The sequence below is a fragment of the Lacibacter sediminis genome, assembly GCF_014168535.1.
GTDB lineage: Bacteria > Bacteroidota > Bacteroidia > Chitinophagales > Chitinophagaceae > Lacibacter > Lacibacter sediminis.
Genome location: NZ_CP060007.1, coordinates 2,763,004 through 2,784,433, shown reverse-complemented (window position 1 = coordinate 2,784,433; position 21,430 = coordinate 2,763,004). Strand labels below are relative to the sequence as shown.

Here is a 21,430-nt window from a genome sequence, read left to right as displayed (position 1 = left end):
TGACCTTTGTTGGCACAATAATTTCACTAAAACCAATTCTTTGAACAAACCATACCTCTCAAATGAAAAAAGTTATCGGCTACAGTTTTCTTCTCTTATGTCTTGTTGCTTTGTTTTTTGCCTGGAAATTTTTGGGCAGTGCTACTGCGTTCAACGAATCAAAAAAATATCTCTACATCTATACCGGCAATGCCAATCAAAAAGCGGTAATGCAGTCGTTGAAAGATTCAGGTTTTTTAAAGAATCCCGGTTTGTTTGAAATGGTTGCAGCACGTTTAGATGTATGGAAACGTCTCCGCCCCGGTAAATACGAAATTGAAAAAGGGAGCAGCTTGCTTACACTTGCACGTAAGTTGCGGAACGGTTCTCAAACACCGGTCAATCTTGTGATTACTAAACTGAGAACAAGAAAAGATCTGGCTGCACTCATCGGCCGCAAGTTCGAAACTGATTCTGCAACCATGTTCGCCTATCTCATCAACAATGATTCATTACAGAAATTTGGTCTTGATACAAATACCGTGATGACCTCAGTATTTCCAAATAGCTATTCCCTTCTTTGGAATTCCGGTCCGCAACGCATTTTTCGAAAGCTACATGAGCAACGTACCAAATTCTGGACTGCGGAACGGAAACAAAAAGCGGCAGCACTTGGCTTAACTCCGGAGCAAGTGCATACCATGGCATCCATTGTTGAAGAAGAAACACTTCGTAACGATGAGAAACCAACCATCGCCAGCGTTTATCTCAACCGCTTGAAAAAAAATATGAACCTCGGTGCTGATCCCACCGTGAAATTTGCTATCGGCGATTTCACGATCAAACGGTTATTGTTTGGTCATATCAATTCAACCGCTTCGTCGCCATACAATACTTATCGCAACAAAGGATTACCCCCCGGTCCTATCTGCACCCCGTCTGAAACAACGATCGACGCAGTATTGAATGCAGCTTCAACCGACTACCTGTTCTTCTGCGCAAAACCTAACGGTAACGGCTACCATGCTTTTGCATCAAACGAGACAGATCATTTCAAAAATGCAAAAGCCTACCAGCAGTGGCTCGATAGTTTAAATATCAGGTAATCAGGAAATAAAGTATTTTAGGGCTTCATGAGGATTGAAGAATTCATTTACCGCTTACCTGTAATACGGACGATCATCCGTTTCAGCAAACGCTTTCGGCCTTTCGGGTTCGAAGGTATTTCACTGTATGAGGTAAGCCGTTTCTTTGTTCAGCAGATCAAGAAAGGCAGTTTAAATCAACGTGCCGCAGCCATTTCGTTCAACTTTATCATGGCTTTGCCACCAGCCTGTATCTTTTTATTTTCATTGGTGCCGCTGTTCCCTATTGCCGATCAGTTTTACAATGAGGTGAATTCATTTGTACGTGAAATAACACCCAATGCCGCAACACGTGATGCAGTGGAAAACTTCCTTGACGATTTTTTTAAACGTCCCAAGAACAGTTTGCTTTCGATTGGTTTTATTACCTCCCTTTACTTTTCGTCGAATGCAGTGTTGGGGATCATTCATAGCTTTAATCAATCGATCCATGAAAAAGAAAGCAAAGCATTCTTTGCTTATCGTTGGAAAGCCATCCGTTTAACGTTTGTGATCATACTTATTTTCATTGCCAGTATTTTATTGCTCATCACACAAGGTGCATTGTTCAACTGGTTGCTGCTGTTGTTAAAGATCGATAGTGTGTTCATCAAATGGCTCATCATTATTGTACGTTGGGTAGTGATCGTTGGGTTGTTTTTCTATTCCATTGCATTTATTTACAAACATGCACCATCGGTTGAAAAGAAATGGAAGCTGATCTCGCCGGGTTCTATTGTAGCGAGTGCCCTCATTATCCTGTTCACTTTCATGTTCTCTTACTGGATCAACAATTTCGCAGCCTATACCATCTATGGCTCTATCGGTACCATCCTGATCCTGATGATCTTTGTAAACTTTATTTCATTGGTATTGTTAATTGGTTTTGAATTGAATCTCAGCATCAAGCTGCTCAAGCGTCAGAGCGATAAAAGGCTCAATGAAGAGATGAGTGGTGCTGAAAACAAAAAAGAACCTTCGTAACTTTAAACAAACACTTTATTATGAAAAAGATCCTCTTATCAGTTACAGTGGTTGTTGCACTTGTTGCCTTTACGGCATTACCCGATGAGTTGACCATTGGCGCCGCCATTCCCAACGCAACAAAAAAGATGAAAGATATTTCTGGTAAGGAATATTCTTTCGCTGATGTAAAGAAGAAGAATGGATTGCTGGTTGTGTTTAGCTGCAATACCTGTCCGTGGGTGGTGAAAAATCAACAAGTGGCGGCTGAAGGATATGCTTATGCGCTTGGCAAAGAAGTTGGTGTCATCGTTTTAAATTCAAATGAAACTTCACGTGCTGGTGATGATTCACCTGCACGTATGAAAGAATATGCAGCATCGCAGGGTTATAAATATCCTTATGTAATGGACGATAACAGCGCCATGGCCGATGCTTTTGGTGCACGTGTTACACCCGAGTGTTATCTGTTTGATAAGGATATGAAACTCGTTTATCATGGTGCAATCACGGATAATCCGAAAACGCCATCAGCAAGCACACGTGATCATTTAAAAGTAGCAATTGATGAAATGGTGGGTGGTAAAGATGTGAGTATGAAAACATCAAAAGCAATGGGCTGCGGTATTAAGCGTAAATCATAAACAACAATTCTGTTGGAATAAAATAAACCCCGCCATGAGCGGGGTTTATTTCTATGGATCAATTTGTCCTAATAATAGTTTTATTTCTTTTTCTAAGTCTTCCGGTTTCATTTCGGCTTCTACAAATTTGCGGTAACCTGTTTTCTTATTAATAAATAAAGTAGCAGGCATCGAACCTGTCCAGTTTTTATCTATGCGTGGACAAAAATCATCGGGCTTTTCTTCATCCAGCCAAACGATCTCTGCTGTGTATTTTCGTTTGTTGGCAAAGTCACGAATACGCTTCGGATAATATTCTTTAAAATCAAGACTCACCAATAACAGTTTTACATTTTGCTTTTTGTATTTATTAGTGATGCTGTGAAAGTATGGAAGTTCAGCAATGCATGGGCCGCAGAAGGTTGCCCAGAAATTTATGACCAATACAGAATCGTTTGTATCTGCATATTGCAACAGGTCATCCATCTTCCAACGTTTGATGGGTTGTGCATCAACGCTGGTAATCGTTAGAATAAGAACGGATATGAAAAGGAGTTGCTTCATATTCTAAAGTTACTGCTCTTCCTGTTTAATGGCGTCCAGATCATCAGCCCGAAATCCCCATTCATCCAATAATGTGTTAAATGTGCTGTCATCAAGACGTTGCTTATCGTAATGACCTGCATTTTTCTTTTGGCGCATAGCTTCGTAGATACTCACAGCACATGCAACAGAAATATTGAGCGATTGAATAATACCCATCTGCGGAATAATAAAATTACCATCAGCCATCGCAATGATCTCATCGCTTACGCCTGCATGTTCGTTACCAAAGACCAATGCAACACTTTCTGTAAAATCAATATCATGCAAGCTCACGGCATCGCTGCTGAGATGTGTGGTATAGATCTTTTTGTATTTCTTTCGCAACGCAGCAAAACATTCTTCGGCGCTTTCAAATTGATGAACTGTTAACCACTTGGCTGCACTGGAGGAGCTTCTTGCACCCCATTTTTTATGACGTGGAATCTTATTCGTCAACACATAGATTTCCTGGATGCCTACAGCATCACATGTGCGCATTACAGCAGAAATATTATGCGGATCAAACACATTTTCCAGTACAACTGTAAGATCGGGCTGTCGTTTATTTAACACCGATAGTAATCGTTCTCTTCGTTCGGGAGTCATAGCAGCGAAATTAAGGGAAATCATTACTGTTCGTTTGGTCGCCTGTAGCTTCTGTATGGCCGTAGGTATTTTACGCCTTTTTTTGTTTGAAAACGGGTGCCGATCTGTCGCCAGCCGCCGGCTTCTGATCGCCATACAATAAAGTGCAGATGAGGAAAGGCACTGTAGCCCGTCTTGCCGCTATAGCCGATCAGTTGTCCTTGCTTAACCGTATCACCAACGTTTACCACAACACCATTGTATTGCAGATGCCAGTAACCGGCACGTGTATTATCATTGTGATTGATGATGATTGAGTTTCCGTATTGACGTAGATTTCTGTCGAGCCCTCCCTTATCACCATCCTCTTTTACTCTTGTGACCACTCCACCTCTTGCTGCGTAAATGGGTGTGCCCCGTTTCATCTTGAAATCAATGGCTGCTCTGTTGCGGTGTGTGAACCTGCTGAAATAACCTTGTACGATCAAATGCTTTTTGCCGGTTTCATAAGGCAAAGAATAAACATAGCTGCTGTCATCGGCAATCCGTCCTTTTTGCAATGCACGGAAACGAACAGCTTCCGGTTGCTTGTTAACTGCACAACTGCTGATGAGAAAGATGAGTGCAATAGTTGCTATAAGGTACAAGGTTGGTTTGTACATATAGTACAAAAGTAAGAAGAGATTGTATGTTTAGAAACGTCTTTTATCATAACAGTGGGTAAAAGAAAAACATGTGTAAAGTTTGTTTTTCACAAAATCCTTGCACATGCTTTTCAATTATATCATTGCTGTTACTTCAACAGTTATTGCAACTGCAACTCTAAAATGGTATCAATGTTATCCCAAATGATGCCGTTCAAATAGATAAACGTTCCTTCGGGTTGTTGTTTGAATTTGATGACTGTTTTTCCATCAAGTGTACTTGCCTTTTTGATTTTTTGCTTTAACTCAGGAATGAAAATATAATCGCTTTCCTGCTTTTGCAAAATGTGCATATACACGGTTTTGTCTTTTTGTGTAAAGCCGCCCCAGTTTTTCGGTGTGGTGATTGCTCCTCTTGTACCATAAACAGTTGCGCCATATTGCTGCAGCCATTTACCCATTAACGCCAATGTATCAGTAAATTCCTGTTGAATTGTTCCATCGGGCATTGGCCCAACATTTAATAAAAAGTTGGCATTGTAACACGACGCTTTCACCATGTATTGAATGAGGTTCTTTGATGTTTTGTAATTACGATCGGTGATGTTGAAACCCCAACTGTCGTTCATGGTTTCACATGTTTCCAAAGGAAGTTGAGAAACAGATTGTCCGCCGAAACCTGTTGTATTATGGCCAGGCAGATCCTTTTCAAATGCCTGGAAATCTTCACCGGGAATTGGTAACAGATGATGATTGTTGCTGATGAGACATTGGGGCTGCAGACGATGAATGAGTTCATAAATTTCATCGTAATGCCAGTTCACTTTTGATTTAAGTGTTTTGTCCACATCATTATCCAGTTGATCCCAATGTCCATCGAACCAGATGCCGGAAATTTCACCATAGTTCGTAAGCAGTTCGGTCAACTGTGCTTTCATGAAACGTATATAACTTTCCCAATCACTTTTTTGTTTGCGGCCTGTGCCCTTTCCAGTTTTACCTGTCTCGTATTGATAGTCGCTGCGGTACCAATCAAGCAATGAATAGTAGCAATACAATTTGATGCCTTGTTTATGACACTCATCAGCCAACTGTTTCAACGCATCTTTTTCATAAGGCGTTTTTGTGATCTTCCAGTCACTTTGCTTTGTATCCCAGTTACTGAAACCATCGTGATGTCTTGTGATGAACGTGATGTACTTCATACCCGCAGCTTTTGCAGTGGCCACCCATTTCGCCGCATCAAAATTCTGCGGATTGAAAATATTGATGAGACGTTGGTATTCCTTCACGTGGATGTTGCGGTTGTTCATCACCCACTCACCATGACCAAGTACACTAGATGCACCCCAGTGAATGAACATCCCAAACTTATCATTTTGAAATTCTTCCCTTGCCGCAAGATTTGCTGCAGTGGGCGTGTACGTTTGTGCAAGGGAACCAGTTGCTATGCTCAGCAATGCATAGCCTGTAAACAGCAATCGAAACAGTTTCATTTTTTTATTGTTTATGGTTAAATGATTACAAACAGCAATTATGTAATCATGAAAATAACGAGTTGTCCGTCCGACGAGGGCGTCGGACCGTGTGTTACGCATTCGCCATTGCTCTGTCGAGATGCACATAACCACCATCCACATAAATCAACTGGCCTGTTGTGTGGCTCGATACAGGCGATAACAAAAACACCGTCATATTCGCAATTTCCTCAGCAGTGGTAAAGCGTTGTTCGAAAGGTATTTTTGAAGTGATCTCTTTTAATTTCTCTTCAGGATTCGGTAATGTTTTGATCCACTTATCGTACAGCGGAGTATAACATTCAGCAACCACCAATGCATTTACACGGATCGAATATTTTGCAAGTTCTACGGCCCACTCTCTTGTTAATGCATTACGTCCACCGTTGGCTGCAGCATAAGCTGAGGTATTGCCTTGTCCTGTATCTGCAGTCTTTGAAGTGATGTTTACAATGCTGCCTTTTGATTTCTTCAACTCTGGTAATGCAAAGTGCGCCATCAAATAATAATGCACGACGTTTTTGTGCAGACTTTCTACAAAGCGTTTGTAATCGCCGTTCTCCAAACCAACTCCATCGTTTACACCGGCGTTATTGATGAGCCCGTCAATGCGGTTGAATTTTTCGATCACCGCTTTTACTGCTTTCTCACATTCTTCCGGTTGCGATAATTCAGCAACTACTTGCCAGGCTTTACCACCTGCAGCTTCCACTTCTTTTACAGCAAGCAGATTATCTGCTTCACTGCGGCCAACAATAACGGGAATAGCTCCTTCTTTTGCCAATACATCTACAATGCCTTTGCCGATGCCTTTTGCACCGCCTGTTACAATGACTATTTTATCTGTTAACTGGAGATTCATATGAATGAGTTATGAGTGATGAATAATGAGTGATGTCTGATTTAGAGTTTGTAAAATTTGATCGCATTGCTGCTGAAAACTTTTTCCTGGTCTTCTGTTGAATATGAACTGAAATAATCTTTTACTGTTTGTAACCATCTCTTGTATGAAGAGGCAACGAGGCAAACAGGCCAGTCGCTGCCATACATGATACGATCGATACCAAAACTTTCAACCACAACATCGATACATGGACGAAGATCATCTGCCGTCCAGTTCTTCCAATCAGCTTCGGTAACCATACCGCTGATCTTGCAGTACACGTTGCTTTGTTTTGCAAGCTGCTGCATACCTGTTTTCCATTCATCGATCTTACCATCTTTGATGTATGGCTTTGCCACATGATCGATCACAAACTTCTGTTCCGGAAATTGCTGAACCAATTCTAATGAAGCAGTGAGATGTTTTGGAAAGATAAGTATATCGTAAGTGAAATTATACTGCTGAAGTTTGCTGATGCCATTGATAAAATCTTGCTGCAACATGAACGAAGGTTCTTCGCCCTGCAACACATGACGAAAGCCTTTCAGTTTACTGAACTGTTGATAATGCTGCAAACGTTCTTCAATATTACTGCTGCGCAGATCAACCCATCCAACAACGCCTTTGATAAAATCGTTTTTTGCAGCAAGTTGCAGTAACCAATCTGTTTCGGCTTCTGTCTGATCGGCTTGTACTGCTACGGTGCCTTGCAGTTTGTGTTCGTTCACAACAACGGCAAGATCACCTAGTAAAAAATCTTTTCGTATTACCTGCATCTCATCATTGATCCAGCTGTAATTCACAGGATCGTATTTCCAGAAATGCTGATGTGTATCGATGATCTTCATGATTGATTATTTAAGTCGAATATCTTTTTCATGACGATCCACTTCTCTCCTTTCTTCGCAGTGGGCAAAGCCTGCTGGTAATTCCACATCAGTGTTTCCCATTCCTGCACTTTTTCATTGGAGGCATCTGCAGCAGATTTCGCTTCAAATGAAAAGCTGTCGTTGGTTTCCATGATCATAAATAAACGGTTTTCATACCGGTAAATTTCCATACCGGTAATTCCTGAATCTTTGATCGATGCTTCAATCTCGGGCCAGATGCGTTCGTGATAAGCTTCGTATTCAGCAATAAGCTTTGGATCGTTTATTAAATCAACTGTCAGGCAATAACGTGGCATGGTTAACTATTTATCAGTTGAAACAACTTTATGACCTGTCCATCCAAAAAACAGAATAACAACAAAGCAGATTAATGGAATGATGTATCCATGTTGAATATTACCAGTCCAGTCACTGATATTTCCAAAGAACCTAGGAAGAATGGCACCTCCAACAATTGACATAATAATTAAACTGCTGCCGTATTCGGTATCGCCTTTCAGATCCTTAATACCCAATGAGAAAATTGTCGGGAACATGATCGACATAAAGAAGCAAATTCCAATTACGGCGTACACCGTGATCATGCCTGTAGCAAAAATGGCAATCAGACACAACAACGTATTTATTGCAGCATATAATGCCAATAGTTTTTCCGGAAGGATAAATCGCATAAAGAATGTTCCAAGAAATCGACCGATCAGAAATGCAATTCCACATGCACCTAAATAATCTGCTGCAGTAACTTGTGGTAATGACGCAGATTTTTCTGCATATAAAATAAATAAGCTAAAGACAGAAACCTGTGCGCCTATATAAAAGAACTGTGCTATAACCGCCCATGTTAAATGCTTATGTTTAAAAGCATGAAAAATATTTTTGCTGGGCGTATGAGCCGGATCTGTATTTAGTTTCGGTAAATGTGTAATGGCAAATAAAACAGCTACAACTACCAGAACAATTCCAAGTATCATATAGGGCATCTTTACTGAAGCCGCTTCTGATGCCAGTGCAAGTTTTCTTGCGGCATCAGTCATTACACTTAACTCTTCATCTGTATGACCTTTCGTTAAGATTATTCTTGCACCAATGACCGGGGCCAGTGCAGCAGCTAAGCCATTGAATGATTGTGCAAAGTTGAGTCGTTGTGTAGACGTTTTAGGATCGCCTAATACAGCAGCATAAGGATTAGCAGCTGTTTCAAGAATTGTTAAACCACAGGCAATGATGAACAAAGCAATAAGAAAATAATTGTACGACTGGTAATCTGCTGCAGGTAAAAACATGAACGATCCGATAGCAAATAACAGTAATCCTGAAATGATACCAATCTTATACCCAAACTTCTTCATGATAAAACCTGCAGGTAATGCCATTACGAAGTAGGCTATAAACACAGCAGAATCAATCAGCGTTGATTGAGTTGTTGTTAACGTGAAAGATCTTTTCAGGTGAGGAATTAATATGGGATCGAGATTATGTACAAACCCCCAGAGGAAAAACAAACTTGTTACTAATGCAAACGCAAAGAGGTACGGCTTATTTTTTTGATCAGTCATTGGGCAATCGTTAATGTTTGTAAGAGTTGATGTTAAAAGCTAACCCCGTCCGACGAGGACGTCTGACGGGGCGTATAATTTATTTCTTAAATGCAATCACAGTTTGTTTTGATGTTCCCAAACCATCAATGCCGAGTTCCATTACATCACCTGGTTTGAGATACACTGGTGGTTTCATACCAAGTCCAACACCTGCAGGTGTACCTGTTGAAATAATATCACCGGGCAACAGGGTCATGAATTTACTTACGTATGAAATGAGGAACGGAACATTGAAGATGAGGTTTGAGGTTGAACCATCCTGCATTTTTTCGCCATTCAAGGTTAACCACAAACGAAGTGCATGCACATCCTTCACTTCATCTTTTGTAACGAGCCATGGACCAATTGGTGCAAACGTATCACAACCTTTTCCTTTATCCCATGTACCACTTCGTTCCAGTTGAAATTCACGTTCGCTGATATCGTTATGCAAACAATAACCCGCTACATAATCCATTGCGTCAGCTTCTTCTACATAAGATGCTTTCTTACCGATCACCACTGCCAGTTCCACTTCCCAATCGGTCTTTACAGAATCTCGGGGAATCATTACTTCATCATTCGGACCAACAATGGCTGTGGTTGCCTTGAAGAAGATCACCGGTTCAGGAGGAGGTGTTGCGCCTGTTTCTTTTGCATGATCGCTGTAGTTTAAACCGATACAAACAATTTTCGAAGGACGTTTTACAGGACATCCGTAACGATCAACCGTCACTGCCGGTAATTTTTCCGTTGCAACAAGCTGCTCTAATTTTTTCAAACCATCATTTGCAAAGAAGTCTTCATCGTAATCGCTTACATGTGCAGACACATCATAGCAAATGCTGCTTAACATTACGCCGGGTTTTTCTTTACCGGTTTCTCCAAAACGTATCAGTTTCATTTCTTCAGTTTATAAGTTTATGGTTGATTCTTATGTTCAGTTGTTAAGTTTTATAAAGCCACCATCGAGCGGATAATCGCAGCCCGTAACAAAGCCAGCTTCATCACTGCAGAGATATAATGCCAGGTGCCCTACTTCATCAGCTGTACCCATGCGTCCTATTGGCTGACTCTTTGATAATTTGTCGAAAATCTCTTCTTCTTTACCGGGATAGTTCTTTGCAATAAAGCCTTCTACAAATGGTGTAAACACCCGTGCAGGCGAAATACTGTTTACACGAATATTGTAAGCGAGGTAATCACGTGCTGCAGAAAGTGTCATCCCTAATACAGCCCCTTTACTCATGCTGTAAGCAAATCGATCGGTGATGCCAACAGATGCTGCAATGGAACACATATTCAGCACCACACCTTTCTGCTGTGCTTTCATAAACGGAATGATCTCATGCAAACAATTGTACACACCTTTTACATTAATGTTAAAGAGACGTGTAAAATCTTCTTCATTGGTAGAGTCGGCTGTGCCCACGTGTGCAACACCTGCATTGTTCACCAAAATATCGATGCGTTGATGCTGATCAACAATTTTTTGTGCAGCTGTTTTAATGGCCTGCTGATCGGTGATGTTGAGGATCACTGCTTCTGCTTTACCATCAGCTTGCTGAATGTCTGCAACAGTTGCAGCCGCACCTTTTTCATCTACATCAAAAATAAAAACGTAAGCACCCTGTTTAGCAAACATAGTTGAAATGGCCCGGCCGATGCCGCTACCACCTCCTGTAACAATCGCTGTTTTGCCTGTTAGTTGAAACATAGTTTATAACGATAGCTTGGTTAAAGAGATACACCACGTTTCCATGGAATAAAATCGTCCTGGTTGAGTAATACGGCTTTCGGAATCACTTCGCCACTCGCAGCACGGATCACATACTCCAGTATTTCTTCGCCCATTTCAGGAATTGTTTTTTCACCTTCAATGATACTGCCCGTGTCGATATCAATAATATCGCCCATGCGTTTGGTAAGATTTGAATTGGTTGACACTTTGATTACCGGACAAACAGGATTACCTGTTGGCGTACCTAAACCTGTTGTAAACAAGATCAACGTTGCTCCACTCGCCGCTTTACCTGTTGTTGCTTCCACATCGTTACCGGGTGTACACACTAAATTCAAACCGGGTTTTACTGCAGGCTCTGTATAATCGAGCACATCGGTTACAGGTGATGTACCTCCTTTTTTGCACGCACCATTACTTTTAATGGCGTCAGTGATCAAACCATCTTTGATATTACCGGGCGATGGATTCATATGAAAACCTGAACCTACTGCAAGAGCCTGGTTGTTATAATCGGTCATCAGTTTTATAAACTTGCGGGCAGTTGGTTCGTTCACCGAACGATCGATAAGATCCTGTTCTGCACCACACAATTCCGGAAACTCTGCCAGCAATACTTTACCACCTAAGCCAACAACAAGATCAGCACAATAACCTACAGCTGGATTTGCAGAAATACCGCTGAAGCCATCGCTGCCGCCACACTTCACGCCTACTACCAATTCAGAAAGCGGTGCAGGTTTACGTTCGATATTGTTTACCTGAATCAAATTTGTAAATGTTTGCTGAATCGCTTCTGCAATCATCTGTGGTTCGCTCTTGCTCAACTGTTGTTCGAAGATGAGTACAGGTTTATCAAATTTCGGATTACGTTCTGCCAATGATTTTTCAAAATCACGCACCTGCAGGTTTTGACAACCAAGGCTGATCACTGTTACACCTGCAACATTTGGATGATCTGCATATGCAGCTAATAATTTACCGAGCAATTCTGCATCCTGTCTAGTACCACCGCAACCACCCGGGTGATTCAGAAATTTAATCCCATCAATATTTTTAAATACACGACTGTTGCCGTTACTTGATAATGCAGTTGAAATATCAACCTTTGTTATGTCTTCGCCATTTTTGTAGGCTTCTACCAACTCACGTGTAAAGGTTTTGTATTTACCTGTTACTGCATAACCGAGTTCGTTATGCATGGCTTCTTTCATAACATCAAGGTTTCTGTTTTCGCAAAACACCATCGGAATAAATATCCAATAGTTGGCTGTGCCAACACGACCATCTTTGCGATGATAACCCATGAATGTTCTGTTGGAAAATTTTGAAACATCAGGAGCTGTCCATGTAAAGTTGGAGCCACGGTAATCGAATTGATCAGTTGCATGTTTGGTATTCTCGGTGCTCATGCGGGCTCCTTTTGCAGCAGGTTGCGCAATGGTACCAACGGTAACACCATACATGATGATCTTTTCGCCGGGCTGCATATCCTGCATAAAAATTTTATGCTTGCCTGCGATATCTTCAGTAAGTGTTATGGACTCGCTTTGAAAATTGATTGTTTCGCCTTTTTTCAGGTCTTTCAGTGCCACCAGTACATTATCTGCCGGATGTACTTTTAATACATTCTGTTTCATATGTTCACTTTTATGACTTTTTGGTCATATGTTATTCGCCATAAAAATTATCATCGTCTTTGAAATTAATTGACTTGATAATTTTTATGGCTCATTTCATATAGCAATGCTTTGAATGAAGTTTTTTGAATCACTTGTTCATCCTCAAAACAGGATGATTGTTAAGGTAAAAGTAGCTAATGATTCATCATTTGCTTTTACTTTTATTGGCTTTGTCTTGTACTATTTTGGCAATCTGCTGGCATATTTCGTTATTTTGTGTTAAAATACTGTAATGAACCCGCATCTGCTCAAGGTAAGCACCGCACCGCATCAAAGCTTTAACATACGGCATGATGTGGTTCCGTATTTCTATAACCGCTGGCACTTTCATCCCGAAGTGGAGTTGCTGCACATTCAAAAGGGAACAGGCATTCAGTTCATTGGTGATTCGATACAACGTTTTAAAAAAGATGATGTGATACTGGTGGGTGCTAATCTTCCCCACCTCTGGCGATGTGATGATACGTATTTTCAAAAAAACAAAATACTGCGGGCACAATCAACTGTTGTGCATTTCAGGGAGGATTTTTGGGGCGAACGTTTTCTCGAAATCCCCGAGAATAAAAAGCTGAAACAGTTGCTTGAAAAAGCAAAGCGTGGCATTAGTATTACCAGAGCAACAAAACAGTTTGTAATAGAACAGCTGGAAAAAATGCTGCATGTAAAAGATACCGAACGGATCGTATTGCTGTTGCAGATACTAACGAAGATTTCGCAGAGTAAACAGCTCAAACAGATTTCATCGGCCGGGTTTACTACATTGGTTGAAGAAAAATCGACTGAACGTATTAATGCCGTTTATGCCTACACGCTGGCACACTTTAAAGAAAAGATCAGTCTGAAGAAGATTGCTGAAGTATCAAACATCAGTTCCAATTCGTTCTGTCGTTATTTTAAAGTGCATACACGCAAAACGTACAGTAACTTCCTGCACGAGCTTCGTATTGGTCATGCAAGTAAATTGTTGATTGAAAACAAGCTGAGTATTTCGCAGATCTGTTTCGAAAGCGGGTTCAACAACATCACTAATTTCTACAAAACGTTTAAACGTTTTACCGGGCAAACGCCACTGGAATACCAGAAGTTGTATATGACGAATGAAGCTGCCTGAGTTTACTCCAGCACTATCACAAAACCGCCTGCAGCCTGCATGCTGATGTCGAGTTTTTTCTTTGTTGTGATCGCTTTTTCGCTGAATGACAAAGCTGTTTCACCATCTGTTGTCAAGGTTCCTCTTTTGCCAAATGCGGCGAGGTTAAGTGTAAGTTGTTTTTCTGTTTGCTCACCATTAATGCCGGCGATGTACCATTTGTTTTTATACTTACGTGCAATCACTATATACTTGCCCGGAAAACCATCGATGAATTTTACATCATCCCAAGTGGTTGGCAAATCTTTCAGAAACTGCTGAATTTTTGCAGGCACCTGTTGCATGCCGGCAGGTGATTCGGCGAAGTGTTGAATGCCTGAAAGAAATAAAACCGATGTTGCTAATTCAAAAGCCGATGTTGTTTTACGCTGCACCCTGGTTTGAATTTTATAAAGATTCATCGGAGTAAAATCCATTGGATCGAATGCATTACGGGTGAATGGAAGCATAGTACAATGTGTGGCTTCCTTATTTGCATCGGCTTGTTCAAATGTGATCATTTCAAAACCACGCACAGCTTCGGTTGTCATTAAATGCGGATAAGTGCGAGCCCATCCTCTCGGCAACGTTGCTCCATGAAAATTTACCAGCAACTCATATTTCGCAGCATCTTTTAAAATGTCTAAATAATACGCTATCACCGATTGTCCATCGCCTGCAAAGAAATCGATCTTTACTCCTTTGATACCCATGTCTTTTAAACGTTGAAATTCCTTTGCACGGCTTTCTGTTGTGAGCAGGAAATTTCGTGGTGTATATTTTACCGTATTCCAATCGCCTGCTGAGTTATACCATAACAGTAAACCCACATTCTTTGTCTTGGCATAATCAGCCAGTTCTTTAATTTTTTCGTACCCGATCTTTCTGTCCCAATCGGCGTCAATTAAACAATATTGCCAATTCATAGCAGCCGCAAAGTCGATATATTTTTTCTGTTCATCATACACAATGAAATCATCTTTGGAATTGATCCAGCTCCATGAAGATTTGCCGGGAATGATAAAGGAGTTGTTCTTTATTGTTGATGGTTTAGCCATGTCAGTTCCTGCAGTTGATTCGATGATGGTTGCAAGACTGCCAATGGTGATGATGCGCCACGGAGAAGTATAGGTTGATTGAAATGTGGGCAACAGTCCTTTACCGGTAATGATCTCACGAGGGTCGGGATAGCCGATGCTGTATTCACCATCAGGTGATTCGGCTTTTAATCGTGTGGCACAGTCACTTGTTTCCAATGAAGCTTCCGTAATTAATGCCCACGCATCATTGCTGTGAAATAACGCCGGGTATACCCAACCTGCAGCAGATGGTGATTTTGTACCAACGGGCATATCCTGTACGTAATGCTCTTCATATGCAGGATTGGTTTGCTCCCATCCTGTTTTAGAAACCTGCATGGGTTGTAACCATGCTTTTGCTGTTGAAGGAAAATGAAAACTTGTTAATTCATTGGTGATGTTATCGCTAAAATTATTTTTTGCTTTAAACTGGTAACGGAATGACACTGCATCATTCGATACCTGGAAAATAATATCCAAAGCTTCATCATTCTTATTTTTAAATTGTACTGTGCGTTTATTAGCAGTGTAATTGCTTTGTTTTTTCTTGGCATAAACCATCATGTAAGTATCGTTCACCTGTTGCACAGGTGTTGCACGCAACAGGTTATTCCCTTTTGAAAAATCAACGGTTGACGTGGTGAGTCCTAATGAAGAGGAACGAAGCACTTCCTGCTCCATGTATCGTACGCTGTATTTAATAGCACCTTCGTTATTTACAGAAACCTGCACGGTAATTTTTTTATCAGGACTTGTGATACCTACCTGTGCAACTGCACTTGTGTGGAAAAAAGAGAGAAAAAGAAAAGCAATCAAAACACGCATGAACAAAGGATTAAAAGGTTAAAGCAAAAGTTGCCGAAAAAGCAAGTGAGCACAAAGAAACAGAAAGAATAGTAGCAGAAAAAAATTAATACCCTAACGAATGTGTGTGCTGAAGATATAGATACGCAGATGACACAGATTTGAGCTGATTTTCACTGATCTTATCCATTTTCATCCGTCTTAGTCAGCGTCATCCCTGACTCTATCATCCAACAATGTAAACGATCAAACTTCTTGCGCCATGTGCACCGATCACCAACGATTGTTCAATGTCGGCTGTTTTAGAAGGACCAGCCAGGAAAACACCAAAGCCTTCTTTTGCATTTTCAATTTGCTGATAAGCGTGATGCATGGTGGGAACAATTTTTTTCTTTTCAATCACAATCACTAAATGCTGGCAAATAAATGGCAGCAGGCGATTTCCCATCTGGCTTTCGTATAGCCAGATAGCGCCATTCTCAGCTACAGCAATGGTTCCTTGCAAATAAGCTGTATCAACAGCAGCAAGATCAGTTGCAGTTAAGTGTTCAATCGAATCTTCAACCTCTCCTAATGAAGCAACCCTGTTCACTACAAAATCACCATTTGCTTTTTTTATTTCCAGTTCTTCTTTTAATGAGTTGAGGTCTTGTAATTCAACCGTACCACCACCAATACTTTGCAAGACTGTTTTGTATTGTTGTAACAGATCAGTGTATTGAATCACATCTGCCAAATCAATTGCAGGCAGATCAACCAATGTTGGTTTATTTGCCGTAATGGCTTTTAATATCGTTTCTCTTGCACTCATTGTTGTTTATTCTTGATGTACCAATCACGGAAGCTTTCTTTAGGAGGTGCCGGCATCTCCCGTTGTTTGTACCAGGGATTGAGTTTGTTATTCAGCAACCACGGGAACATCCGCATCATTGCACGGCCTGCTTTACCGGCAAAGCGATAAAGTCCCGGTCTTGCCAATACAAAAGCCATTCCTTTCAAACCAATTTTCTTTGTTGTATCAACATAACCTTCTGCAACCAATACCTGTCGCCATTTCCATAACTGATCATGAATGTCGATCTTCACGGGGCACACGTTGCTGCAGCTGCCGCAAAGTGTAGATGCAAACGGAAGATCGGCGTTTGCACGCATATCAATGTTGGGATTAAGAATAGAACCAATTGGACCGGCAACTGCAGTATGATAACTATGTCCGCCGCTTCTCCTGTAAACAGGGCAGGTATTAAAACATGCAGCGCAACGGATGCACTTCAATGAATTTCTGAAATCAGCACGACCTAATTGCCTGCTTCTGCCATTATCAACAATCACAATATGCATCTCCTGCCCTTCTCGTGGTTTATGAAAATGACTGGAGTATGTTGTAATTGGCTGACCTGTTGCACTGCGGGCAAGCAAACGAAGAAATACAGAAAGATGTTCTGCCTTCGGGATCATCTTTTCAAAACCCATACAGGCAATATGAATCTTTGCAGCATGTGCACCCATATCGGCATTGCCTTCATTAGTACAAACAATAAAACCGCCTGTTTCTGCAACTGCAAAGTTTACACCTGTAATAGCGAGTTCAGATTCAATAAATTTTTCACGCAGATGCTGGCGTGCAGCTTCGGTTAAATATTGCGGATCGTTATTTCCTTTTTCGGTATGAAGATGTTCATGAAATGTATCACTTACATCCTGTTTCTTCAGGTGAATGGCAGGTAATACAATATGACTGGGTGCTTCTTGCCGGAACTGCACAATACGTTCACCAAGATCTGTATCAACAGTTTCAATTCCTTTTGCATGTAAGAATTCATTCAACCCACATTCTTCCGTAAGCATACTCTTGCTCTTCACGATCTTTTTGATCTTGTGATGCGTAATGATGTCGTAAATAATGCGGTTGTGTTCCTCTCCATCAGCAGCCCAGTGTACAATCACACCGTTATCCTGCGCCTTGCTTTCAAATTCTTTTAAATAATTATCGAGATTGGAAAGTGTATGATCTTTTATTTGCGATGCCCATTCTCTCAGCTTTTCCCATTCAGGTAAGCCATGAGCAGCTTTATCTCTTTTTTGACGAACGAACCAAAGTGTTTCATCATGCCAGTCAGTTCTTGGTTCATCTTTAATGAACTGTTCTGCAGCTTCAGCGTGTGAAAGTTTACTTATACTCATAAGCTGCTGTTTAAAATTTCAGCAATATGAACGGTCTTAACGTTGCTGCCATTGCGTTTTAAGATACCTTCTAAATGCATAAGGCAACTAACGTCACCGCCGGTAATGTAGTCAACATCATTGGTTGCATGGTCTGCAATACGATCCTTACCCATTTTCACACTCACGGCTTCTTCAAACACACAAAATGTACCACCAAAGCCGCAACACTCATCACTGCGTACAGGTAATGAAAGTTCCAGACCTTTCACCATACTCAACAATTGTTGTGGTTTTGAAAACGCAGGTAACATTCTTTCGCTCATAGATGAAAGATGCAAACCACGTTGTCCGTGGCAACTATTATGCAATCCTACTTTATGTGGAAAAGAAGCATCAAGCTTTTCTATCTTCAGAATATCTACTAAAAACTCAGTGAGTTCATACACATGTTTGCGGATGTGTTGTGCTTCTCCGGGGTGTTGCTCATCGTGCAGGTGCTCTTTTAAATGCAATACACAACTGCCCGATGGCCCTACGATATAATCGAAGCCTCGGAAGTTGGCAACAAAATTCTTATCACAATTTTTACTGAGGGCTGCAAATCCACTGTTGGCCATTGGCTGTCCGCAGCAGGTTTGATTGAGGGGGAAAGAAACGTTACATCCCAGTTTTTCTAATAGTTGTAATGTTGCAATACCTACCTGTGGATAAAACTGATCGATGTAACAGGGAATGAATAAGCCAACTTTCATACGTTCAACACTTCATCGTTTCTGATGTTCTGAGTAATATTTTAATTCTATGATGTCGGTTGGTAATACTTTTTTGTTCCAATGCTCATGCATCACCAATGCTGCTCCCAACGCAGAAGCCTGTGCCACAGATGCGGCATAAACTTCAATACCGTGAAACACTTCCGCCATCATATGCATAAAGATGGGATTTTTTCCGAAACCACCGTCCACAAAAATACGTTTTACCTGTGTTCCTTTCAATACTAAATTGGTGCTGTACAATTGCTGAGTGATGATATCGGCTATTAACTGATGATAAGCCTGTTCGTAATTTTTGAATTTCTTTAAATCTCTTTTAGCAAAAACCGATTGCTGGATCATTACATCATCAGCACCTTTTTTCATAACGGTTTTACCTAACTCCAGTTGATCGATCATCTTCTGATTGCATTCAACTGTCTTATAATGATCTTCCGGAAGTTTAAAAAACTCAGCCAAACGTTTTGTTTGCTGCTCATGTTCATAGCCTGCAAATAAACGGGATGCTTTCACCGGGTTGCCTTCGTAAGAAAGATAACATAGACAATCCTGGTGCAATTCAAGATCACTCAACTGCGAATGATTGAAAGGGTTTAATGTGATACACCATGTACCTGTAGACAACAGGATAAAGGGCTCATGAAATGAAGCGAGATAAGGAATCAAAGCGGATGAGCTGTCGTGCAAACCTCCGCCTACCGGAATCTTTTTAGTTGTATGGCCTGCGACAGCATTACTTTTTAAAACAGGTGCAAATTTTTCAGCCACTCCTTCCTGCTTTACCCAATCATGATATTGTTTTTCCTGGAAGTCCCACAAGTTTGTATGACAGCCAATGCTCGTTATATCGGTATGCAACTTGCCTGAAAGAATAAAACATAAATACTGTGGCAGATGCAGTGCGTATTTGATCTTTGCAAATACTTCCGGCTTTTCATATTTCAACCGGTATAACTGCATACCTGAATTTAGGTTACCTAACACAGGCGATGCTGTTTCTTTTGAAACACGGCTTTCTCCGCCGTATGTTTTGTAAAATTTTTTCTGTAATGCAGGTGCGTAGGGTTTCAGGTAATTATATAAAGGCGGGATAACTTTGAGCTCTTCATCAAGATAAACAAAGCTTGCACCGTATGCAGAAAAATTAACCGCTTTAATTTGGAAGCGGTCATCTTTCAATAAACTTTCAAATGAATCGTTCACCCATCGTGTAAGCAGTTCCACATCTTCACATGCAAAACCATCTTCATCTTTTACTTCATTCAACTGCCGGCTTTCTTCATGAACAACATTGTAATGTTCATCGAACAACAACAGTTTCTTGTTGGTTTTACCAATGTCGAAAATCGCTATAACGGGAATCTTACTCATCACAATCCTGTTGCAACAGTCTTACTGCCTCTTTCTTTGATCAATTGCTCCCTGAGTTTCTGATCACGGAAGAATTGTAAAGGATACAATGCTGCTCCACTTCTTAATCTTGCTTCAGCAACCAGTGCACGCAGATCTGTTCTGAATGTATGTTGCAGAATTTCCTGTGCCGCCACTACATCATTTGCTTCCTGTGCTGCATTTAATTTTTTACGATCAACAGTTAACGCCTGTGCATAAGCGATCATGATGGCTTCTACTGATTGTAACAGATCTTCTAACGGATCTTTTACGTTATGACTTGCATCGATCATCCAACCTAAGTCAGTTGTGTGATCCATGCCTCTAGCATCCATGCCTTCTACCAATTCATTAAAAATTAAAAACAACTGGTAAGGTTTGATGCTGCCTACAGTCAAATCATCGTCACCATATTTACTATCGTTGAAATGGAAACCGGCAAGTTTGCCTTCCATCAACAACAATGCAACGATCTGTTCAATGTTTGCATTGGGCAAATGATGACCAAGATCAACCAATGTATATGCTTTAGGACCAAGTTTGTTTGCATACAATAATGATTGTCCCCAATCTCCCACCGTCATTGAGTAGAAGTTTGGTTCAAATGCTTTGTATTCAACAAACACTTTCCAGTCAGCAGGCAAAGCTGCATAGATTTCCTGCAGACTTTCCAATGTATTCTGAAATGCTTTTCTGAAATTCAATTGACCGGGAAAACAACTGCCATCACTCAACCAAACTGTTAATGCGGTTGAGCCAAGTTCAACACCATGTTTAATTACTTCGATATTATGATCAATAGCTTGTTTACGCACAGCCTTGTTTACATGTTGCAATGAACCGAATTTATAACTCAACTCCTGATCTTTCTGATCCTGGAATGTATTAGAGTTCACGGCATCAAACTTTAAACCCAACTGTGCAGCGGTAGCTTTAATAGATGCATAGTTCTCAGGAATATCCCATGGAATGTGTAATGAAATTGCACCACTCGATTGGTTGAGCGCATGCAGCAATCCTACATCTTCCAACTTTTGTTCAAGATTGCCGGGCTCGCCTGCGCCTGCAAAACGTCCGAAGCGTGTACCGCCCGTGCCCAATGCCCAGCTGGGAATAGCCACCTGGAAGTCGATGAGCTTTTGCAGCACCTCTTCCACATTATTTATCTCTGAAGAAACGAAATCGAATTTGCGTTTGTGATCTGCTGCATGTAATGCGTTAAAGTCAGCGATCCTGTTTTTTTCTAACAACATAAAGCAAGTTTGTATAACAAGTTACTCAATTTAAAAATTGG

The 21,430-nt window shown here is 40.9% G+C and carries 21 protein-coding genes; 4 read left to right on the top strand and 17 right to left on the bottom strand.

Translation table 11 applies throughout. The annotated features are described in order from the left end of the window. The first annotated feature begins 62 nt into the window (after positions 1-62). The 3 genes from mltG to H4075_RS11720 are packed head-to-tail and all read left to right on the top strand — an operon-like array spanning position 63 to position 2,710. Positions 63-1,085, top strand: a complete 1,023-nt coding sequence (gene mltG / locus H4075_RS11730; RefSeq protein WP_182801034.1) for an endolytic transglycosylase MltG — start codon at positions 63-65, stop codon at positions 1,083-1,085. Between the two features lie 27 nt (positions 1,086-1,112). Continuing rightward, on the top strand, positions 1,113-2,087 hold the full coding sequence (locus H4075_RS11725) for a YihY/virulence factor BrkB family protein (protein ID WP_182801033.1): 975 nt from the start codon (positions 1,113-1,115) through the stop codon (positions 2,085-2,087). A 20-nt stretch (positions 2,088-2,107) separates the two neighbouring features. Then, positions 2,108-2,710, top strand: a complete 603-nt coding sequence (locus H4075_RS11720) for a redoxin family protein (RefSeq protein WP_182801032.1) — start codon at positions 2,108-2,110, stop codon at positions 2,708-2,710. Positions 2,711-2,761: 51 nt separating this feature from the next. Here H4075_RS11720 and H4075_RS11715 read toward each other — a convergent pair whose 3' ends face one another. The 11 genes from H4075_RS11715 to H4075_RS11665 all read right to left on the bottom strand — a co-directional run bounded on the left by H4075_RS11715 (position 2,762) and on the right by H4075_RS11665 (position 12,751). Beyond that, complete coding sequence (locus tag H4075_RS11715; protein WP_182801031.1) at positions 2,762-3,253, bottom strand: TlpA disulfide reductase family protein; 492 nt, start codon at positions 3,251-3,253, stop codon at positions 2,762-2,764. Positions 3,254-3,262: 9 nt separating this feature from the next. After that, complete coding sequence (locus tag H4075_RS11710) at positions 3,263-3,904, bottom strand: TrmH family RNA methyltransferase (protein WP_255460177.1); 642 nt, start codon at positions 3,902-3,904, stop codon at positions 3,263-3,265. After that, entirely contained in the window at positions 3,904-4,521 is a 618-nt protein-coding gene (locus H4075_RS11705; RefSeq protein WP_182801030.1) for a M23 family metallopeptidase, read from the bottom strand. Before H4075_RS11705 ends, H4075_RS11710 begins: the two co-directional genes overlap by 1 nt. A gap of 143 nt (positions 4,522-4,664) precedes the next feature. After that, positions 4,665-5,999 (bottom strand): alpha-L-fucosidase, encoded by a 1,335-nt coding sequence (locus H4075_RS11700; RefSeq protein WP_182801029.1) that lies wholly within the window; start codon positions 5,997-5,999, stop codon positions 4,665-4,667. 94 nt (positions 6,000-6,093) lie between these two features. Further along, positions 6,094-6,882, bottom strand: coding sequence for an SDR family oxidoreductase (locus H4075_RS11695; protein WP_182801028.1), 789 nt, complete (start codon positions 6,880-6,882; stop codon positions 6,094-6,096). 41 nt (positions 6,883-6,923) lie between these two features. Next, a complete protein-coding gene (locus H4075_RS11690; protein WP_182801027.1) occupies positions 6,924-7,751 on the bottom strand; it encodes an amidohydrolase family protein in 828 nt (275 codons plus the stop codon). Then, positions 7,748-8,089 carry an L-rhamnose mutarotase gene (locus H4075_RS11685; protein WP_182801026.1) on the bottom strand — a complete coding sequence of 114 codons (342 nt, stop codon included), beginning with the start codon at positions 8,087-8,089 and terminating at the stop codon, positions 7,748-7,750. The genes H4075_RS11690 and H4075_RS11685 overlap by 4 nt, the downstream gene beginning before the upstream one ends. A 6-nt stretch (positions 8,090-8,095) precedes the next feature. Next, positions 8,096-9,349 (bottom strand): L-fucose:H+ symporter permease, encoded by a 1,254-nt coding sequence (fucP, locus tag H4075_RS11680; RefSeq protein ID WP_182801025.1) that lies wholly within the window; start codon positions 9,347-9,349, stop codon positions 8,096-8,098. Between the two features lie 79 nt (positions 9,350-9,428). Next, a complete protein-coding gene (locus tag H4075_RS11675; protein WP_182801024.1) occupies positions 9,429-10,274 on the bottom strand; it encodes a fumarylacetoacetate hydrolase family protein in 846 nt (281 codons plus the stop codon). A gap of 36 nt (positions 10,275-10,310) precedes the next feature. Continuing rightward, positions 10,311-11,087, bottom strand: coding sequence for an SDR family NAD(P)-dependent oxidoreductase (locus tag H4075_RS11670; RefSeq protein ID WP_182801023.1), 777 nt, complete (start codon positions 11,085-11,087; stop codon positions 10,311-10,313). Positions 11,088-11,107: 20 nt separating this feature from the next. Then, positions 11,108-12,751 (bottom strand): UxaA family hydrolase, encoded by a 1,644-nt coding sequence (locus H4075_RS11665; RefSeq protein WP_182801022.1) that lies wholly within the window; start codon positions 12,749-12,751, stop codon positions 11,108-11,110. Positions 12,752-13,025: 274 nt separating this feature from the next. Here H4075_RS11665 and H4075_RS11660 point away from each other — a divergent pair, with 274 nt between their 5' ends. Further along, on the top strand, positions 13,026-13,904 hold the full coding sequence (locus tag H4075_RS11660) for an AraC family transcriptional regulator (RefSeq protein WP_182801021.1): 879 nt from the start codon (positions 13,026-13,028) through the stop codon (positions 13,902-13,904). 2 nt (positions 13,905-13,906) lie between these two features. On the opposite strand, the gene H4075_RS11655 is transcribed toward H4075_RS11660, so the two are convergent. From H4075_RS11655 to H4075_RS11630, 6 genes are all read right to left on the bottom strand, one after another. Continuing rightward, positions 13,907-15,826: a glycoside hydrolase family 97 protein gene (locus H4075_RS11655; protein ID WP_182801020.1), complete on the bottom strand. Its 1,920-nt coding sequence runs from the start codon at positions 15,824-15,826 to the stop codon at positions 13,907-13,909. A gap of 205 nt (positions 15,827-16,031) precedes the next feature. Then, complete coding sequence (locus tag H4075_RS11650) at positions 16,032-16,616, bottom strand: LutC/YkgG family protein (RefSeq protein ID WP_182801019.1); 585 nt, start codon at positions 16,614-16,616, stop codon at positions 16,032-16,034. Next, complete coding sequence (locus tag H4075_RS11645) at positions 16,613-17,989, bottom strand: lactate utilization protein B (RefSeq protein ID WP_182801018.1); 1,377 nt, start codon at positions 17,987-17,989, stop codon at positions 16,613-16,615. The genes H4075_RS11650 and H4075_RS11645 overlap by 4 nt, the downstream gene beginning before the upstream one ends. Continuing rightward, complete coding sequence (locus tag H4075_RS11640; protein ID WP_182801017.1) at positions 17,986-18,723, bottom strand: (Fe-S)-binding protein; 738 nt, start codon at positions 18,721-18,723, stop codon at positions 17,986-17,988. The genes H4075_RS11645 and H4075_RS11640 overlap by 4 nt, the downstream gene beginning before the upstream one ends. A 12-nt stretch (positions 18,724-18,735) precedes the next feature. Further along, on the bottom strand, positions 18,736-20,115 hold the full coding sequence (locus H4075_RS11635; RefSeq protein WP_182801016.1) for an FGGY-family carbohydrate kinase: 1,380 nt from the start codon (positions 20,113-20,115) through the stop codon (positions 18,736-18,738). Next, the gene (locus tag H4075_RS11630) at positions 20,115-21,389 is read right to left on the bottom strand and encodes a sugar isomerase (RefSeq protein WP_182801015.1); all 1,275 of its coding nucleotides are present in this window, start codon (positions 21,387-21,389) and stop codon (positions 20,115-20,117) included. The genes H4075_RS11635 and H4075_RS11630 overlap by 1 nt, the downstream gene beginning before the upstream one ends. Positions 21,390-21,430 lie beyond the last annotated feature (41 nt).

What these genes read in the sequence shown, in the direction of transcription:
- mltG (WP_182801034.1), top strand. Translation starts at nt 63, where the DNA reads ATGAAAAAAGTTATCGGCTACAGTTTTCTTCTCTTATGTCTTGTTGCT.
- H4075_RS11725 (WP_182801033.1), top strand. Translation starts at nt 1,113, where the DNA reads ATGAGGATTGAAGAATTCATTTACCGCTTACCTGTAATACGGACGATC.
- H4075_RS11720 (WP_182801032.1), top strand. Translation starts at nt 2,108, where the DNA reads ATGAAAAAGATCCTCTTATCAGTTACAGTGGTTGTTGCACTTGTTGCC.
- H4075_RS11715 (WP_182801031.1), bottom strand. Translation starts at nt 3,253, where the DNA reads ATGAAGCAACTCCTTTTCATATCCGTTCTTATTCTAACGATTACCAGC.
- H4075_RS11710 (WP_255460177.1), bottom strand. Translation starts at nt 3,904, where the DNA reads ATGATTTCCCTTAATTTCGCTGCTATGACTCCCGAACGAAGAGAACGA.
- H4075_RS11705 (WP_182801030.1), bottom strand. Translation starts at nt 4,521, where the DNA reads ATGTACAAACCAACCTTGTACCTTATAGCAACTATTGCACTCATCTTT.
- H4075_RS11700 (WP_182801029.1), bottom strand. Translation starts at nt 5,999, where the DNA reads ATGAAACTGTTTCGATTGCTGTTTACAGGCTATGCATTGCTGAGCATA.
- H4075_RS11695 (WP_182801028.1), bottom strand. Translation starts at nt 6,882, where the DNA reads ATGAATCTCCAGTTAACAGATAAAATAGTCATTGTAACAGGCGGTGCA.
- H4075_RS11690 (WP_182801027.1), bottom strand. Translation starts at nt 7,751, where the DNA reads ATGAAGATCATCGATACACATCAGCATTTCTGGAAATACGATCCTGTG.
- H4075_RS11685 (WP_182801026.1), bottom strand. Translation starts at nt 8,089, where the DNA reads ATGCCACGTTATTGCCTGACAGTTGATTTAATAAACGATCCAAAGCTT.
- fucP (WP_182801025.1), bottom strand. Translation starts at nt 9,349, where the DNA reads ATGACTGATCAAAAAAATAAGCCGTACCTCTTTGCGTTTGCATTAGTA.
- H4075_RS11675 (WP_182801024.1), bottom strand. Translation starts at nt 10,274, where the DNA reads ATGAAACTGATACGTTTTGGAGAAACCGGTAAAGAAAAACCCGGCGTA.
- H4075_RS11670 (WP_182801023.1), bottom strand. Translation starts at nt 11,087, where the DNA reads ATGTTTCAACTAACAGGCAAAACAGCGATTGTTACAGGAGGTGGTAGC.
- H4075_RS11665 (WP_182801022.1), bottom strand. Translation starts at nt 12,751, where the DNA reads ATGAAACAGAATGTATTAAAAGTACATCCGGCAGATAATGTACTGGTG.
- H4075_RS11660 (WP_182801021.1), top strand. Translation starts at nt 13,026, where the DNA reads ATGAACCCGCATCTGCTCAAGGTAAGCACCGCACCGCATCAAAGCTTT.
- H4075_RS11655 (WP_182801020.1), bottom strand. Translation starts at nt 15,826, where the DNA reads ATGCGTGTTTTGATTGCTTTTCTTTTTCTCTCTTTTTTCCACACAAGT.
- H4075_RS11650 (WP_182801019.1), bottom strand. Translation starts at nt 16,616, where the DNA reads ATGAGTGCAAGAGAAACGATATTAAAAGCCATTACGGCAAATAAACCA.
- H4075_RS11645 (WP_182801018.1), bottom strand. Translation starts at nt 17,989, where the DNA reads ATGAGTATAAGTAAACTTTCACACGCTGAAGCTGCAGAACAGTTCATT.
- H4075_RS11640 (WP_182801017.1), bottom strand. Translation starts at nt 18,723, where the DNA reads ATGAAAGTTGGCTTATTCATTCCCTGTTACATCGATCAGTTTTATCCA.
- H4075_RS11635 (WP_182801016.1), bottom strand. Translation starts at nt 20,115, where the DNA reads ATGAGTAAGATTCCCGTTATAGCGATTTTCGACATTGGTAAAACCAAC.
- H4075_RS11630 (WP_182801015.1), bottom strand. Translation starts at nt 21,389, where the DNA reads ATGTTGTTAGAAAAAAACAGGATCGCTGACTTTAACGCATTACATGCA.